The 16,497-nt window shown below is 64.6% G+C and carries 17 protein-coding genes and 1 other RNA gene; 10 read left to right on the forward strand and 8 right to left on the reverse strand.

Annotated features, from left to right (window positions below; translation table 11 throughout):
* Positions 1-43: 43 nt before the first annotated feature.
* The 4 genes from AA309_RS11660 to ssrS form a co-directional block, all read right to left on the reverse strand.
* Complete coding sequence (locus AA309_RS11660; RefSeq protein ID WP_047189195.1) at positions 44-736, reverse strand: exopolysaccharide biosynthesis protein; 693 nt, start codon at positions 734-736, stop codon at positions 44-46.
* Positions 737-808: 72 nt separating this feature from the next.
* A complete protein-coding gene (locus tag AA309_RS11665) occupies positions 809-1,630 on the reverse strand; it encodes a TIGR00282 family metallophosphoesterase (RefSeq protein ID WP_047189196.1) in 822 nt (273 codons plus the stop codon).
* Between the two features lie 9 nt (positions 1,631-1,639).
* On the reverse strand, positions 1,640-2,224 hold the full coding sequence (locus tag AA309_RS11670; RefSeq protein ID WP_047189197.1) for a 5-formyltetrahydrofolate cyclo-ligase: 585 nt from the start codon (positions 2,222-2,224) through the stop codon (positions 1,640-1,642).
* A gap of 4 nt (positions 2,225-2,228) precedes the next feature.
* A non-coding RNA gene (ssrS, locus tag AA309_RS33035) (6S RNA) lies at positions 2,229-2,385 on the reverse strand.
* A gap of 183 nt (positions 2,386-2,568) precedes the next feature.
* Here ssrS and AA309_RS11675 point away from each other — a divergent pair.
* Positions 2,569-2,853, forward strand: coding sequence for a hypothetical protein (locus tag AA309_RS11675; protein ID WP_150117510.1), 285 nt, complete (start codon positions 2,569-2,571; stop codon positions 2,851-2,853).
* A 68-nt stretch (positions 2,854-2,921) separates the two neighbouring features.
* Here AA309_RS11675 and AA309_RS11680 read toward each other — a convergent pair whose 3' ends face one another.
* Both AA309_RS11680 and AA309_RS11685 read right to left on the reverse strand, forming a co-directional pair.
* On the reverse strand, positions 2,922-3,344 hold the full coding sequence (locus tag AA309_RS11680) for a cell division protein ZapA (RefSeq protein WP_047189199.1): 423 nt from the start codon (positions 3,342-3,344) through the stop codon (positions 2,922-2,924).
* A 2-nt stretch (positions 3,345-3,346) separates the two neighbouring features.
* The gene (locus AA309_RS11685) at positions 3,347-3,655 is read right to left on the reverse strand and encodes a DUF4164 domain-containing protein (protein WP_047189200.1); all 309 of its coding nucleotides are present in this window, start codon (positions 3,653-3,655) and stop codon (positions 3,347-3,349) included.
* A 353-nt stretch (positions 3,656-4,008) separates the two neighbouring features.
* Here AA309_RS11685 and tkt point away from each other — a divergent pair, with 353 nt between their 5' ends.
* The 9 genes from tkt to AA309_RS11730 all read left to right on the forward strand — a co-directional run bounded on the left by tkt (position 4,009) and on the right by AA309_RS11730 (position 14,314).
* A complete protein-coding gene (tkt, locus tag AA309_RS11690) occupies positions 4,009-5,943 on the forward strand; it encodes a transketolase (RefSeq protein ID WP_047189255.1) in 1,935 nt (644 codons plus the stop codon).
* Between the two features lie 43 nt (positions 5,944-5,986).
* Positions 5,987-6,994 carry a type I glyceraldehyde-3-phosphate dehydrogenase gene (gene gap / locus AA309_RS11695; protein WP_047189201.1) on the forward strand — a complete coding sequence of 336 codons (1,008 nt, stop codon included), beginning with the start codon at positions 5,987-5,989 and terminating at the stop codon, positions 6,992-6,994.
* 13 nt (positions 6,995-7,007) lie between these two features.
* On the forward strand, positions 7,008-8,198 hold the full coding sequence (locus AA309_RS11700; RefSeq protein ID WP_047189202.1) for a phosphoglycerate kinase: 1,191 nt from the start codon (positions 7,008-7,010) through the stop codon (positions 8,196-8,198).
* 120 nt (positions 8,199-8,318) lie between these two features.
* Entirely contained in the window at positions 8,319-9,407 is a 1,089-nt protein-coding gene (gene fba / locus AA309_RS11705; protein ID WP_047189203.1) for a class II fructose-bisphosphate aldolase, read from the forward strand.
* A 186-nt stretch (positions 9,408-9,593) separates the two neighbouring features.
* A complete protein-coding gene (locus AA309_RS11710; protein ID WP_047189204.1) occupies positions 9,594-10,244 on the forward strand; it encodes a thiamine phosphate synthase in 651 nt (216 codons plus the stop codon).
* Positions 10,244-11,143 carry a tetratricopeptide repeat protein gene (locus AA309_RS11715; protein WP_047189205.1) on the forward strand — a complete coding sequence of 300 codons (900 nt, stop codon included), beginning with the start codon at positions 10,244-10,246 and terminating at the stop codon, positions 11,141-11,143. Before AA309_RS11710 ends, AA309_RS11715 begins: the two co-directional genes overlap by 1 nt.
* A gap of 272 nt (positions 11,144-11,415) precedes the next feature.
* Positions 11,416-12,210 carry an inositol monophosphatase family protein gene (locus tag AA309_RS11720; protein WP_047189206.1) on the forward strand — a complete coding sequence of 265 codons (795 nt, stop codon included), beginning with the start codon at positions 11,416-11,418 and terminating at the stop codon, positions 12,208-12,210.
* 116 nt (positions 12,211-12,326) lie between these two features.
* The gene (locus tag AA309_RS11725) at positions 12,327-13,286 is read left to right on the forward strand and encodes a MotA/TolQ/ExbB proton channel family protein (protein WP_047189207.1); all 960 of its coding nucleotides are present in this window, start codon (positions 12,327-12,329) and stop codon (positions 13,284-13,286) included.
* Positions 13,286-14,314, forward strand: a complete 1,029-nt coding sequence (locus AA309_RS11730; RefSeq protein ID WP_047189208.1) for a peptidoglycan -binding protein — start codon at positions 13,286-13,288, stop codon at positions 14,312-14,314. Before AA309_RS11725 ends, AA309_RS11730 begins: the two co-directional genes overlap by 1 nt.
* Positions 14,315-14,316: 2 nt before the next feature.
* Here AA309_RS11730 and AA309_RS11735 read toward each other — a convergent pair whose 3' ends face one another.
* On the reverse strand, positions 14,317-14,496 hold the full coding sequence (locus AA309_RS11735; protein ID WP_047189209.1) for a DUF3606 domain-containing protein: 180 nt from the start codon (positions 14,494-14,496) through the stop codon (positions 14,317-14,319).
* Positions 14,497-14,584: 88 nt separating this feature from the next.
* Positions 14,585-16,384 (reverse strand): ABC transporter transmembrane domain-containing protein, encoded by a 1,800-nt coding sequence (locus AA309_RS11740; RefSeq protein WP_047189256.1) that lies wholly within the window; start codon positions 16,382-16,384, stop codon positions 14,585-14,587.
* Positions 16,385-16,497 lie beyond the last annotated feature (113 nt).

A 16,497-nucleotide genomic window follows, 5' to 3' on the forward strand; every position in this document is an offset into this window, starting at 1 on the left:
GAGGGGCCTGAGGCCAAGCCCCCCGCGCATAATGCTTCAAAACTTAAAAGCCGAGCCAGTACGGGACATTGGCAATCGCCGCCATGACGAGCTGGTAGGAAGCCCCCAGCACCGTCACCGTATAGGCAAGCCCCGCGATTCCGATGAGATAGCCCGCGATCAAGAGATAGCCGTCCTCCTCCATCACCGCGATCGAGGCGATGACGAGAGCGATGGAGGGCGGAAAGTTGGTGCCCGGGAAGGGAATGAGGACGGAGAGTGCCACCAGAACGGCGAAAAGCCCCACCACTCGGTCGCCGAGGGGGCCGAACAGGCCGGTCAATCTCGGCCGGCAGAAGCTTTCGAGCTTCTGGAGCTTCGGCTCGGCAATGTCGATCAGGCGCTTGAACTTCGAAACCGACACCGTCTGCCGCATGATGAAGCCCGGCAGCCAGGGGCGTTTGTGGCCCAGCATCATCTGGATGCCAAAGATCAGGACCGGAGTGCCGACGATGCCCGCGATGCCGGGCACGTTCGGCACGCAATTGGGCAGGGAGAACAGGATCAGCACGAAACCGAAGGCGCGCTCGCCGAAAGCCTCGATGATCTCGCCAATGGAGATCACTTCTCCCTTGGCGTCGTCGATCACGGATCGCAGCATGGCGGAGGCGCTATCATGCTGATGCGCCTGATGAAACTCGCTATCCTCGCGGTAAGGGCGTCGTCTGGCGCTGGTCGATTCTGTCTTGGCGTCCACCGGTTCCTCCGTGGCGCAAAGATGGGGATGTTTTTTCAGGAGGCCAAGGCTCGGCGTCAGAAAGGCGGCTCCCTAATCCCAGAAACGGGGCCAGGTTTCTTCCAGGTTCGGCCCGAGCCGGACCGCCGCCACGCGGAGGGCCAGGCCGGTCCGGTCGTCGGTTTCCACAGCGATGCCGGAGAGCGTGCCCTCGCCGAGGCCGGGTTCGAGACGGGTGCCGGGGGTCTTCTGGATGAAGCGGCGGATCGCCTCCTCCTTCTGCATCCCGAGCACGCTGTCGTAATCGCCGCACATGCCCGCATCCGACATATAGGCCGTGCCGCCGGGCAGCACCCGGTGATCGGCGGTGGGCACATGGGTATGAGTGCCGACGACGAGGCTCGCCCGCCCGTCGAGGTAATAGCCCATGGCCTCCTTCTCGCTGGTCGCCTCGGCATGGATATCGACAATGATCGCATCCGCCACCTGCCCCAGCGGACAATCCTCAAGGGCCTGATCGACGGCCACGAAGGGATCGTCGAGCGGATCCATGTAGAGGCGGCCCATCACCTGCACCACCAGAACCCGATGGCCTGAGCGGGTGTCGATGAGGTTCGCTCCCCGTCCCGGCGTGCCGAGCGGGTAGTTCATGGGGCGAAGGAGCTTCGGCTGACGCTCGATGAAGACGAGGGTCTCGCGCTGGTCCCAGGAGTGGTTGCCGAGCGTGATCGCATCGGCGCCTGCGTTCAGGATCTCGTCGCAGATCGTCTCGGTGATGCCGAAGCCTCCGGCCGAGTTCTCGCCGTTGATCACCACGCAATCGAGGCTCCAGCGTTCGCGAAGGCCCGGCAGCCGCTCGATGACGGCATTGCGGCCGGCGCGCCCGACGATGTCGCCGAGGAAGAGAAGACGCATGGTGGTCCCTTAAACAGGCTTGGTCCGAATAAGCTCGGTTTCCGTGATGATAACGTCGAGCAGGCGGTCGTGGTCCTCGACCGGAACCTGCTCGATCTCCTGAACCGCATAAGCCAAGCCAATGGTCAAGATAGGATGCTGCGATTCGAGCGCCGTGATGGCGCGGTCGAAGTGCCCCTTGCCGTAGCCGATGCGCCCTCCCCTGCGGTCGAAGGCGACGAGGGGGACGATGAGGCATTTCGGGAAAACCTCCGGCGCATCGGGTCCGGGCTCCCGCACGCCGAAACCGCCTTTGATGAGTGCGTCGCCGGGCTGCCAGAGGCGCCAGCTCAAATGGGGATGGAGGATCTGGGAGAGCGCGACATCTTGCCCGCGCTCCAGGAGCGCTTCCATGAGCGGGCGCGGATCGACCTCGCTGCGGATGGGCCAATAGCCCCCTACCGGGGTCACGTTCTGAAGATCGGAAAGGCCGAGGGCTTGCTCGGCAATCGCCTGAGCCGCCGCCTCGCGAAAAACCTTGTCGAGCCCGTCACGGCGGGCAAGCGCCTCGGTGCGAAGCTGTTCTTTCAAGGCGGGAGGAGGACAAGAATGCATGAAGTGCGGAGCCACAAAAGCCGTCGGAGAAACGATCCCGGGAACCTACAAAGTAGGTGGGCGCCGTATGTCCCGGTCCACGGACCGGGTCAGGGACAGCTCCCTTCAGGATCGATAAGGCCCCGGGGAATATGAACTCCTAACGCGCCCCGCAGCCCCGCCTTCCCTATGTAGGGACTGGAGAGGTCGGGGGGAAGGGGGAAAGTGAGCAGGTCTCCGAGATCTTCCGAGACTCGGCTGCGCGGCGTGCCTGATCCCTAGGGAAACTACGGATGGCCATGCTCGCAAGCCTGTCCCTATACTGGGTCTCGTGGGGGATGAGCCATCCATCGACGGGAGGAAACATGGCCCATCTGAAACAGAACAATTACAAAGAACTGTACTGTAAGGACTGCAACGGTTCCCCCAGCATCGACGCCATGATGCGGGAGGTGCTGCAACGGCTCGGCGATATCGACGTTGAGTACGAAATCCGGCTCGATCAGGTCGAGCACAGCTGCGCCGACCAGGAGCTGAAGAGCCACATCAAGAAGAAGATCACGGCCGCGCATTACGAGCGACGGGAGCCTTATGTGGAGCTTCTGACGACGCTGAGACAGCGCCAACATCGGCTGTCGTTCGCTCAATAAGCGATAATCAAAAGTGTCATTCCGGAGCTGCGAAGCGGAACCCGGGATCGTTCAACGATAATAGCGCCTCATTCGGCGCATGATCCCGGATCGGCTAACGCCGTCCGGGATGGCTTCAGAGTCTCCCCCTGCCCCGTCGCATTCAGGCTGCGCGCCAGCTGCTCGATCCGCTCGGCGGCCTTGACGACTCCCTCCGCGAGCCTGGCTTCGATCATCAGTGTGCGCTCATCGCCTGACGAGCCGAAGGACTTCAGGCCGGCGAGCTCCGCCTCAAGCGCCACGAGGCGCCTCTTGGTCGCATCGAGCTCATCGGCCTGTGTCATGGCAGCCATGACGTGGAGGCGCAGGTCGCCGATCTCGCCGAAAGCCGCGCGCATTTCCGCGATCCTGGAATCATAGGCCGCCGCCAGCCGCTCCAGATGCGCCTCCTCACCCTCGGCGCAGGCAATGCGATAGGTATGGCCGGCGATGGTGACCGTGACCTGGGCCATGCTCAACCCTCTTCCAGCGCGAGCTGCCCGGACTCGAGCTGCCCGGCTTGGGCAAGCACGTTCTGCACGGCGAGGATGGCGAGCTGAACGCGCCGGCTCACGTCGTCGGTCGCCACCTCGAAGCGGTGAAGGCGGGTGAGCGCCCCATCCAGCTCCTCGGCGAGACGGGAGCGGTCGTCCTGCATGAGCTGCAACTCGGTCTCCAGGCTCCCCTTGCGCCGGTCGGCTTCTAAACGGCGGGACACCGAGGCTTCCAAAAGCCCCAGGGCCACATCAAGCCGTTTCATCGCATCGTCGAGAGGGGATGTCATTCTGCCTCCTGGAATCGGTTGAGACTAGCGCATCATGCGGAAATGTGGACCCGGTTTTCCGCTCAGGACGATGCGCTACTCTCAAGAATGAGCATCGGATAGTTCCCAAAAGTGCAAGTCCACTCTGGGATCCGATGCTCTAGGCGGCGAATCCTGAAGGAGCAACGGCCGATCGGAGGATTACGACCCCTGAAGCCTTTGACTCGCCCCTCCCCCGTGTTAAGGAGCCCACGCTTTCAGACAGACCGCCCTTTCAGGGGCCTTCAAGACTTGTGGATCACGCCGTGCTGAATACCGTCCCCGCCGATCGCGTCACCCATTCCGATCTGGCGAACGCCGTGCGCGTCCTCGCCATGGATGCCGTCGAACAAGCCAAATCCGGTCACCCGGGCCTGCCCATGGGCGCCGCCGATATTGCGACCGTGCTGTTCACCAAGTTCCTGAAATACGATGCCGCCGACCCGACCTGGCCCGACCGCGACCGGTTCATCCTCTCGGCCGGCCACGGCTCCATGCTGCTCTATGCCCTGCTCCACCTGACCGGCGTGAAGGGCATGACCGTCGAGGAGCTGAAGAACTTCCGCAAGCTCGACTCGAAGACCCCGGGCCACCCGGAAAACTTCATGACCCCCGGCGTCGAAACGACCACGGGTCCGCTGGGCCAGGGCATTGCGACCGCAGTGGGCTTCGCGCTCGCCGAGCGCATGCTCAACGCCGAATACGGCAACGACCTCGTCGACCATTACACCTATGTGCTCGCCTCCGACGGCGACCTGATGGAAGGCATCAGCCAGGAGGCCATCGCTCTTGCCGGCCACCTGAAGCTCAACCGCATGATCGTCCTGTGGGACGACAACGGGATCTCGATCGACGGCCCGCTCTCGATTTCCGACTCGGTCGATCAGGTGAAGCGCTTCCAGGCCTGCGGCTGGAACGCGGTGCGCATCGACGGCCATGATCCGAAGGCGATCCAGCGCGCCATTGCCCGCGCGCAGAAGTCGGACAAGCCGACCCTCATCGCCTGCAAGACCACCATCGGCTTCGGCGCTCCGAAGAAGGCCGGAACCTCCAAGGCCCACGGTGAGCCGCTCGGCTCCGAGGAGCTGGCGGGCGCCAAGGCTGCGTTCGGCTGGAGCCACGCTCCTTTCGAGATCCCGGACAGCATCCGTGACGCCTGGGCCAAGGCCGGTAAGAAGGGCCGCCGCCTGCGCAAGGCCTGGACCGACCGTCTCAAGGCCCGCCCCGCCGAGCAGCGCGCCGAGTTCGAGCGCCGCGTGAAGGGCGTGCGCCCGCAAGGCCTCGCCGATGCCGTCGCCAAGCTGAAGGACCGTCTGGTGGCCGAGCCCCAGAACGTCGCCACCCGCAAGGCGAGCGAGATCGCGCTCGAGGTCATCACCGAGGCCGTACCGGAACTGGTGCTGGGTTCGGCGGACCTGACGCCCTCCAACAACACCAAGACCAAGAACCTCACCGCCATCTCGCCCGGCAGCTATGCGGGCCGTTACATCCATTACGGCATCCGCGAGCACGGCATGGCGGCGGCCATGAACGGCATCGCTCTCCATGGCGGCTACGTCCCGGCCGGCGCGACCTTCCTGGTCTTCACGGACTATGCGCGCCCTGCCATGCGCATCGCCTCGCTCGCCGGCATTCCGGCGGTCTACGTCATGACCCACGACTCCATCGGTCTGGGCGAAGACGGCCCGACCCACCAGCCGGTGGAGCACCTGGCGGCTCTCCGTGCCATGCCGAAGATGCGCGTGTTCCGCCCGGCGGATGCCATCGAGACGGCGGAGGCCTGGCAGATGGCCCTTGAGCGCACGGATGGCCCAACGACCCTGGCGCTCACCCGCCAGAACCTGCCGCAGGTGCGCAAGGACGGCGGCGCGAGGAATCTTTCGGCCACCGGCGCCTACGAGCTGTCGCCAGCCAACGGCAAGGCTCGCGCCACCATCTTCGCCTCGGGCTCCGAGGTCGAGATCGCGCTCGCGGCCCAGAAGCTCCTTGCAGAGCAGAGCTTCGAGGTCCGCGTGGTCTCGGTGCCCTCGCTCGACCTGTTCCTGGCCCAGCCCGAGAAGGTGCGCCGTGAGATCATCGGCGATGCGCCGATCAAGGTTGCCGTAGAGGCAGCTGTGCGTTTCGGCTGGGATTCGGTGATCGGTCCGGACGGAATTTTCGTCGGCATGCATGGGTTTGGCGCCAGCGCGCCCTACAAGGACCTCTACAAGCACTTCGGCATCACCGCCGAGGCAGTGGCGGAAAAAGTTCTCAGGACGCATAATCTCTGAGACTGGAAGAGGCCAAGGGCCTCATCACAAGGGAGCTAAGACTATGACGGTGAAGGTCGCGATCAACGGTTTCGGTCGCATCGGACGCAATATCCTCCGCGGCATCGTGGAGAGCGGCCGCAAGGATATCGAGGTGGTTGCCATCAACGATCTCGGCCCGGTGGAGACGAATGCCCACCTGCTGCGCTTCGACTCCGTCCACGGCCGCTTCCCGGCCGACGTGCAGGTCGAGGGCGAGTTCCTCGTCATCAACGGCCGGAAGATCAAGGTCACCGCGATCAAGGATCCGGCGACGCTGCCGCACCGGGAACTCGGTGTCGACATCGCGATGGAGTGCACGGGCATCTTCACCTCGAAGGAGAAGGCCTCCGCTCACCTCACCGCCGGCGCCAAGCGCGTCATCGTCTCGGCTCCCGCCGACGGCGCCGACCTCACGGTCGTCTACGGCGTGAACCACGACAAGCTGACGAAGGACCACATCGTCATCTCGAACGCCTCCTGCACCACGAACTGCCTCGCCCCCGTGGCGAAGGTGCTTCACGACACGGTGGGCATCGAGAAGGGCTTCATGACGACGATCCACTCGTACACCAACGATCAGCCCACTCTCGATCAGATGCACAAGGACCTCTACCGCGCCCGCGCGGCGGCCCTGAACATGATCCCGACCTCGACCGGCGCCGCCAAGGCGGTGGGCCTCGTCCTGCCGGAGCTCAACGGCAAGCTCGACGGCTCGTCCATCCGCGTGCCGACCCCGAACGTGTCCGTGGTCGATTTCAAGTTCGTCGCCAAGAAGGCGACGACCAAGGAAGAAATCAACGAGGCGATCAAGCGCGCGGCCGATCAGGAGCTGAAGGGCATTCTCGGCTACACGAACCAGCCGAACGTCTCGTCGGACTTCAACCACGATCCGCACTCCTCCGTGTTCCACCTGGATCAGACCAAGGTGATGGAGGGCAACTTCGTGCGCGTCCTGTCCTGGTACGACAACGAGTGGGGCTTCTCGAACCGCATGGCGGACACCGCCATCGCTCTGGCGAAGCTCATCTAAGGAGGCTGCCTCAATGACCGCCTTCCGCACGCTCGACCAAGCCGACGTCAAGGGAAAACGCGTCCTCGTCCGTGTGGACCTCAACGTCCCCATGGAGAACGGCAAGGTGACGGACGCGACGCGCATCGAGCGCGTCCTTCCCACCATCCGGGAAATCGCCGACAAGGGTGGCAAGGTGATCCTGCTCGCCCATTTCGGACGCCCGAAGGGACGCGACCCGAAGGAGTCGCTGAAGCCGGTTGCGGAAGCGGTCTCGCAGCATCTCGGAAAGAATGTGGCCTTCGCCGATGACTGCATCGGCGAAGCAGCCTCCAACGCGGTCGCTGCTCTGAAAGAGGGCGAGGTGCTTCTTCTCGAAAACACCCGCTTCCACGCGGGCGAGGAGAAGAACGATCCGGCCTTCGTCTCGGCCCTCGCGAAGCTCGGCGACATCTATGTGAACGACGCCTTCTCGGCCGCGCACCGCGCGCATGCTTCGACGGAAGGCCTCGCCCGCGTGCTGCCCGGTTATGCCGGCCGCACCATGCAGGCGGAACTCGATGCGCTCACCAAAGGGCTTGAGGCTCCCAAGCGCCCCGTGGTCGCCATCGTGGGCGGCGCGAAGGTTTCGACCAAGATCGACCTTCTCGAAAACCTCGTCACCAAGGTCGATGCCCTCGTCATCGGCGGCGGCATGGCCAACACCTTCGTGCACGCGACAGGCCTCAACATCGGCAAGTCGCTGGCCGAGAAGGATCTCGCCGCGACCGCGATGCGCATCATCGAGAAGGCGCGCGCTTCCAACTGCGCGATCATTCTGCCGGTCGATGGCGTGTGCGCCTACGAGTTCAAGGCCGGTGCGCACAACCAGACCTACGGCATCGATGCGATCCCCGAGGACCAGATGATCCTCGACGTGGGCTCGCAATCGGTCGAGCGCATCAATGCGGCGATCAACGATGCGGCGACGCTCGTGTGGAACGGCCCGCTCGGCGCCTTCGAAATCCCGCCCTTCGACCAGGGCACCGTGGCGGCTGCCCGTCATGCGGCGCAGCGCACGAAGGAAGGCAAACTCGTCTCGGTCGCTGGCGGCGGCGACACGGTGGCGGCCCTCAACCACGCTGGCGTTGCGGAAAGCTTCACCTATGTATCCACGGCAGGCGGCGCATTCCTCGAATGGCTCGAGGGCAAGGCGCTTCCCGGCGTGGAAGCTCTGCGCGCTTAAACACCATGCTCCGGCAAAGTGGGTACCCACTTTGCCGAAACAAAACGCTGACGGGATCGCTTAAGCTCAGGTTCAGGTTCCGCACGTTTAAAGAGCCAAAACCAACCCGGAGAGGATGAAATGGCCCGCATCACGATGAGGCAGCTTCTGGATCACGCAGCCGAGCAAGGCTATGGCGTGCCTGCCTTCAACATCAACAACATGGAGCAGGCGCTCGCGATCATGGCTGCGGCCAACGAGGTCGATGCGCCGGTGATCATCCAGGCCAGCCGCGGCGCGCGCTCCTACGCCAACGACGTCATGCTCAAGCACATGATGGACGCGGTGACCGAGATCTATCCGCATATCCCGGTCTGCGTGCATCTCGACCACGGCAACGAGCCCGCCACCTGCATGACCGCGATCCAGGCCGGCTTCACCTCGGTGATGATGGACGGTTCGCTGAAAGCGGACGGCAAGACCCCGGGCGACTGGGACTACAATGTCGGCGTCACCAAGAAGGTGGTCGAGATGGCCCATCTCGGCGGCATCTCGGTGGAAGGTGAGCTCGGTGTTCTGGGCTCTCTCGAAACCGGCATGGGCGACAAGGAAGACGGCCACGGCGCCGAGGGCAAGCTCTCGCACGATCAGCTGCTGACGAACCCCGACGAGGCCGTGAAGTTCGTGGCCGAGACGAAGGTCGATGCGCTCGCCATCGCCATGGGCACCTCGCACGGCGCCTACAAGTTCACCCGCAAGCCCGACGGCGCGATCCTTGCCATGCACGTGATCGAGGAGATTCACAAGAAGCTCCCCAACACACACCTCGTGATGCACGGCTCGTCCTCGGTTCCGCAGGAGCTGCAGGACATCATCAACCAGTACGGCGGCCAGATGAAGCCGACCTGGGGCGTGCCGGTGGAGGAGATCCAGCGCGGCATCAAGCACGGCGTGCGCAAGATCAATATCGACACGGACAACCGCATGGCGATGACCGGCCAGATCCGAAAGGTTCTGACCGAGAATCCCGGCGAGTTCGATCCGCGCAAGTATCTGAAGCCTGCCATGGAAGCGATGACGAAGCTCTGCAAGCAGCGCCTGCAGGAGTTCAATACCGCAGGCCAGGCCTCGAAGATCAAGCGCGTGTTCACGCTTTCCGAAATGGCCAAGCGCTACGCCTCCGGCGAACTCGACCCAACCTTCGGCTCCAGCCGTCAGGCAGCTGAGTAAAGGCACCTGAAAGCACCTGCCTCACGGCGTCATGGCCGTCCCCGGACTTGTTCCGGGATGACGTTGAGCGGTCTCGTTCAACCGCTCACACAGTCGCCGTAATCCTCATCGACAAGCGGGGCCTCGCAAGATGGCCCCGTTTTCGTTATGGGATGCTTGTCTTTCGTTTTTCGAGTTCCGTGATCGATGTCCGAGCCCGCCCGCCTTTATCTCATCACTCCCGTTCTGGAGGATGCCTCCTTCGCTCCCAAGCTGGCCGAGGCCTGCAAGGGCGGAGCCGTGGCCGCCGTGCTGCTGCGCTTGAGGGCCGCTGACGAGCGCAGCCTCACCAACCTAGTGAAGGCGCTTGGCCCCTCCGCTCAGGATCACGGGGCGGCCCTTATCGTGACCGCCGAGGGTGAGGTCGATCTCGCCAATGTGGCCGTGCGCGGCGGCGCGGACGGAGCCCACGTCTCGGGCGCGACTCCAGCGCAGATCCGCGAACTGCGCGAGCGCCTGAAGGCCGAACGCGCCATCGGCGCAGGCGACATCCGTACCAAGGACGATGCCATGAGCCTCGGTGAGGCCGGGGTCGACTACCTGCTCTTCGGCGAGCCTCGCCGTGACGGCTCCCTCCCCTCGCTCGAAAGTGTTGCCGAGCGCGCCGCCTGGTGGGCCGAGATATTCGAGACGCCCTGCGTCGCCTATGCACCGAGCCTGGAGGCCGTCGAGACGCTGGCGGCCACCCATGCGGAATTCATCGCCCTCGGGGATTCGGTCTGGAGCCATCCGGACGGCCCGGCTGCCGCCGTGAAGGCTGCAGCTGAGGCCCTCGCCCGGCTGGGGGCCTCGCATTGATGCGGGCGTCCGGTCTTATCGGCGGCGTTCTCCTGCTGGCCTCCGTTGTCGGAGTGCGCGCGGCCGAGCCAGATCTCGCCTATGGCGCCTATCAGCGCGGCCTCTACCAGACGGCCTTCCGCGAGGCGGCCTTGCGGCTGGAGCGAAACAAGAACGATGCCGCCGCCATGACCCTTCTGGGCGAGCTCTACAACCAGGGCCTTGGTGTGGCGCTCGATCCGAAGAAGGCCGCCGAATGGTATCTGCTCGCCGCGCAGCGCGGCGACGCCAATGCCATGTCGTCCCTGGGCCTCATGACACTCGACGGGCGCGGCGTGCAGAAAGACCCTGCCCAGGGCAAAGCTTGGCTCGAGCAGGCTGCGGCCAAGGGCAATGGCGTCGCTTGCCACAACCTCGCTCTGCTGCTTCTCACCAGCGGCTCCGACATGGATCTGGAGCAGGCAGTCGAGCTGCTGCGCAAGGCAGCGGATGCAGAGATCCCTGACGCCCAGCATGCGCTCGGCGTGCTCTATCTGAAAGGGCGTGGCGTGGCGAAGGACGCCTCGGAGGCCGCCCGCCTCTTCGAGCGCGCGGCCAAGAACGGCAGCTCCGTGGGCGAGGTCGAATACGCGATCCTGCTCTTCAACGGCGAGGGCGTGACCGCAAGTGAGTCCCAGGCCGCACGCTATTTCCGCCGCGCCGCCGCCAAGGGCAACGCCATCGCCCAGAACCGCCTGGCCCGTCTGCTGGTGGCCGGACGGGGCGTGCCCGCCAACAAGATCGACGCCGCCGCCTGGCATATTCTTGCTGCGGCCCAGGGCCTCACCGATCCATGGCTCGACAACGCCCTGAAGGACCTCACCACCGAGGAACGGACCCGCGCCGAGAGGCTCGTCGCCGAACGACTCGGGATGCGGTAATGCAGCTTCACCGTCATCCCCGGGCCAAGCCCGGGGATGACGGTCTTTTGACGGTGCGGTTCGAAGACGTGGATGCCCACGACAAGCGCGGGCATGACGGGAGAGGTCTACCCTGAATGAAAACCGGCTCGGACCGACTGATCGCACGCACAAAATGGCAACGGCGTGGGATCAATTGAGATGTCCTCCGGTTATCCTCCGCTTGACGCCGACCCTCCCGTGGTCCATCGACCACTGTCTCAAACTTTGCTCTTTGCCAGGACCTGCCCACCATGATCCGCTCGCCCCTCATGACCGTCATGACCGATGCCGTGATGAAGGCTTCGCGCTCGCTGAAGCGCGATTTCGGCGAGGTGGAGAATCTGCAGGTCTCCCGCAAGGGCCCCGGCGATTTCGTGTCCGCCGCCGACCGCAAGGCGGAGAAGATCCTGCGTGAGGCGCTCGAGAAGGCCCGCCCCGGCTACGGCTTCGTCATGGAGGAGCAGGGCGTCGTCGAAGGCACCGACACCAGCCACCGCTGGCACATCGACCCGCTCGACGGCACCACGAACTTCCTCCACGGCCTGCCTCAATTCGCGATCTCCGTCGGCCTTGAGCGCGACGGTCAGATCGTGGCCGGCGTGATCTACGATCCCGCCAAGGACGAGCTGTTCATCGCCGAGAAGGGCAAGGGCGCCTATCTCAACAACCGCCGCATCCGCGTGGCGGCCCGCACCGAAGTACCCGATGCGGTCGTGGCCTGCGGCCTGCCGCATATCGGCAAAGGCGATCACGGCCTTTTCCTGCGTGAATGCGCCTCCGTCATGGCCAATGTGGGTGGCATGCGTCGCTGGGGCGCAGCATCCCTCGATCTCGCCTATGTGGCCTGCGGGCGCTTCGACGCCTATTGGGAGCGCGGCCTGAGCTCCTGGGATATGGCGGCGGGCATTCTGATGGTCCGCGAGGCCGGCGGCTTCGTCTCCGATGCGGATGGCGTTCCGAACCCCATGGCCACCGGCTCCATCGCCTGCGGCAACGAATACATGCATCGCGAGCTGCTGAAGCTGCTCAAAAAGGCCAAAGGCTGAGGCCGGGGACGGATATTTCTGCTCCTGTCCCCAAGCGAGGCTATGCTCGTGCTTGATCCTTGAGACCGGGACGGTCACATTAGAACCGTCCCGAAGCACTTGAGCACAGGATAACGATGGCGGACCAACCCCTTACCCCACCGCGGATCTACCTTATCCGCATGGCGGTCTTTCTGGTTTTGGCAGGGTTTATCGCTTTCATCCTGTACCGGCAGATCTGGGCTGCCTTCCAGGCGAACCCCGGCCTCAACGCCCTGATCCTGGGCGTGATGTTCATCGGCATCGTGCTCGCCATCCGGCAGGTCTGGCGCTTGTTTCCTGAAGTGCGCTGGGTCAACACCCTGCGGCAGACCGAGGAAGGGTTAGTCGCCCCGACCTCGCCTGTGCTGCTGGCCCCCATGGCCGCCTTCATCAGCAACCGCTCGGGCAACTCGCTCTCCATCGCGGCCATGCGCTCGCTCCTGGATTCAGTCGGCGCGCGTTTGGACGAGAGCCGCGAGATCCTGCGTTACATGGCCGGCCTTCTGGTTTTCTTGGGCCTGCTCGGCACCTTCTGGGGCCTCATCGACACGGTTGGATCCGTCGGGCGGATCATCGGCTCGCTCCGCACAGGTCAGGACACCGCCGTACTCTTCGATGAGCTGAAGAATTCGCTGGCCGGCCCTCTCCAGGGCATGGGCCTCTCCTTCTCGGCCTCGCTCTTCGGTCTGGCCGGTTCGCTCGTTCTCGGCTTCCTCGATCTCCAGGCGGGCCAAGCCCAGAGCCGTTTCTACACCGAGCTGGAGGATTGGCTTGCCACCTCCACCTCTGACACACCCAGCGATACTCCCCTGCGCTCGACAACCCCGCATGACCTGACGGTCGCCCTCAACCGGCTGACCGCCGCCGTGAACGATGGCGCGGGCGGACGGGCTGCGACGCAGGCGATGGCGAACCTCGCCGAAGGGGTGCAGGGACTCGTCCAGCACATGCGCGCGGAGCAGCAGATGATCCGCGATTGGGTGGAAGCCCAGGCCACCCGCGAGAAGGAGCTGAAGCAGGTGCTCGACCGCATCTCCCGTGAAAGGCTCTCCTGATGCCGGTCTCGAGCTCAGGCGGACGCAGGCGCGGGCGCAGCAGCCAGATCAATTACTGGCCGGGCTTCGTGGACGCCCTGTCCACCTTGCTTCTAGCCATCATCTTCCTGATCTCGGTGTTCACGGTGGGACAGTTCTTCCTGTCCCGCGAACTTTCGGGCCGCGACACCGTGCTCGACCGTCTCAATCGGCAGATCGCGGAACTCACCGATCTCCTCTCTCTCGAACGCTCTGGCCGCCGCACCGCGGAAGAAAGCTTGACGTCCCTGCAGAGCACGCTGAGAGCCGCCGAGGCCGAGCGGGCCCGCCTGCAAGGCCTCGTGGAATCCGGCGGTGCGGCGCAGGCCGAGGCTGGCGAGTTGAACGCTGCCCTTGAAGCCGAGAAGCAGGCCACCGGCCGTGCCTTAAGCCAGGTGGAAATCCTCAACCAGCAGATTGCGGCCATGCGCCGCCAGCTCGCAGCGCTTGAAGAGGCCCTCTCGGCCTCCGAGAATCGGGACAAGGAAAGTCAGGCCCGCATCGCCGATCTCGGCAGCCGCCTCAACGTGGCGCTGGCCCAGCGTGTGCAGGAACTCGCGCGCTATCGCTCCGACTTCTTCGGCCGCCTGCGCCAGATCCTCGGCAACCGTCCCGATGTGCGCATCGTGGGCGACCGCTTCGTCTTCCAGTCGGAGGTGCTTTTCCCCGCCGGCCAAGCCTTCCTGCGCCCTGAAGCCTCGGGCGAGATCGACCGCATCGCCAGCGCCCTCGTGGAACTCGAAAAACAGGTTCCGCCGGATATCCCATGGGTGATCCGCGTCGACGGCCATACGGACCAGCGCCCGATCAACACCCCCCAATTCCCGTCGAACTGGGCCCTCTCCTCCGCCCGCGCCATCGCGGTGGTGCAGGCTCTCATTGCCCGGGGCGTGCAGCCCCAGCACCTCGTCGCGGCAGGTTTCGGTGAGTTCCAGCCCCTCGACAACGGCACAACGGAAGAGTCTTACGCCCGCAACCGGCGTATCGAGCTGAAGCTGACGGAACGATAGGATCAGGCGTCTCTGCCGAGCGCACGGGCGACATCCTTCACCTGGACGCCGACGCGCTTGATGGTCTCGACCAGCTGCTGGCGTGGAACGCCCCATTTGTCGGACCAATAGCGCATCTCCCAATCTTCATAGAGGTTGATGCGGGCCGAATCCTGCGGATGCCTCCTGACGGTCGCCGCCATTTCCCGTCTCCCCGAGCGCTCAAAGGGCCGATCTGCGCCGGCCCCTGAAAACAACCGAAAAGTAAGGGATTCGTTCGGTGCGATACGTCTACTCGGCCGCTAGACCGTGCTCTTGTGCACCTGTGAATTGAAGCCGTGCAAGACGGGCATAGAGCCCACCCTGATTGAGAAGGGTTTCGTGGGTCCCCTCTTCCACGATCCGGCCCTTTTCCATGACGAGGATACGGTTTGCCGAGCGCACGGTGGCGAGGCGATGGGCGATGACGAGGGTGGTGCGGCCTTCCATCAGCCGGTCGAGGGCCTCCTGGACCTTGCGCTCGCTTTCGGCATCCAGCGCCGAGGTCGCCTCATCGAGGAGCAGGATCGGCGCGTCCTTCAGGATCGCGCGGGCAATCGCAAGCCGTTGGCGCTGGCCGCCGGAGAGCGTCACGCCGCGCTCGCCGATGAGGGTCGCATAGCCCTGCGGCAGAGCCCCGATGAACCCATGGGCCGAGGCGAGTTCCGCCGCATGGCGCACCTCCTCCTCCGAGGCTTCGGGGCGTCCGTAGCGGATATTGTCGAGAACGCTTGCCGCAAAGATCGTGGGCTCCTGCGGCACAAGGGCCATGCGGGCACGAACGGCAAACGGGTCGGCCTCGGTGATCGGCACCCCATCGACGCGGATCGTGCCGCTTTGAGGATCATAAAAGCGCAGCAGCAGCTGGAGAATGGTGCTCTTGCCCGCCCCTGAAGGGCCGACGATGGCAACCCGCTCGCCCGAGGCCACTGCAAAGCTCAAGCCATGCAGCGCGCGCTGCTCGGCGCGGGTGGGATAGGCGAAATGCACATCGTCGAAAGCCACGGTGCCGAGCGGAGGTTGCGGCAAGGGCTTCGGATTGCGCGGAGCCTCGATGGCAGGCTTGGCGGCCAGGATTTCGCCGAGACGCTCCGCCGCGCCTGCGGCCTGCGACAGCTCGCCGTAGACCTCGGAGAGCTGGCCGAGGGAGCTTGCTGCAAAGACCGCATAGAGCACGAATTGCGACAGCCGCCCGCCGGTCATGACGCCCGCGAGCACATCCTGCGCGCCGTACCAGAGCACGCCTACCACACTTGCCGAGATCATGAAGATGCCGGCGCCCGTGAGAAACGCGCGCATGGTCGTGGAAAGCCTGGCAGCATCGAAAGCCTCCTCGGCAGCCAGGGAGAAGCGGGAGGCGGTGAGGCTTTCCATGCCGAACGCCTGCATGGTCCTGACCGCGCCGATGGCCTCCGCCGCATAGGCCGAGGCGTCGGCCAGCCGATCCTGTGCCGCCCGGGAGCGCCGCCGCACCGCTCGGCCCGAAAGGATGAGGGGCAGCACGATCACGGGGATCGCGAGCAGCACGAGGGCCGAGAGCTTCGGGCTCGTGATGATCATGAGCGTCACGGCACCCAGGAAAAGAAAGGCGTTACGAAGCGCGATCGAGATGCTGACCCCGAAGGCCGCCTTCACCTGGGTCGTGTCGGCGGTCAACCGCGAGACGATTTCGCCACTCTTGGTCTGATCGAAGAAGGCGGGGTCAAGCGACGTCAGATGCCGGAACACGGCGGAGCGCAGGTCCGCCACCACCCGCTCGCCCAAGGTAATGACCAAGTAATAGCGAAGCGCGCTCGAAATCGCGAGTACGGCCACCACCACGATGAGGAGGGTGAAGTAGGCGTTGATGTAGGCCCGCCCCTCCTCCGAGAACCCGAAATCCACCACCCGGCGCACGGCGATCGGCACCACGAGGGTCGCGGCCGAGGCCATGGTGAGCGCAGCCAGCGCGCCCGCGATCCTTCCCTTGTAAGCCAGGCCATAGGGAATAAGCGGTCTGAGCGCGCTGAGTGCGGCTTTGGGGCGGTGTCGTGCGTTTGGTAGATCGGCCATGGAAGCCTTCATTTGCGGAATTCACGGACTGGAGCTGTTTCCATGTGCATGGAATCAGCTCTTTTCCTTGAGGTGCCTCAATTTTCGACGTCGAACCGGATCCACTTCGCCGA

It is taken from the genome of Microvirga vignae (assembly GCF_001017175.1).
Lineage (GTDB): Bacteria > Pseudomonadota > Alphaproteobacteria > Rhizobiales > Beijerinckiaceae > Microvirga > Microvirga vignae.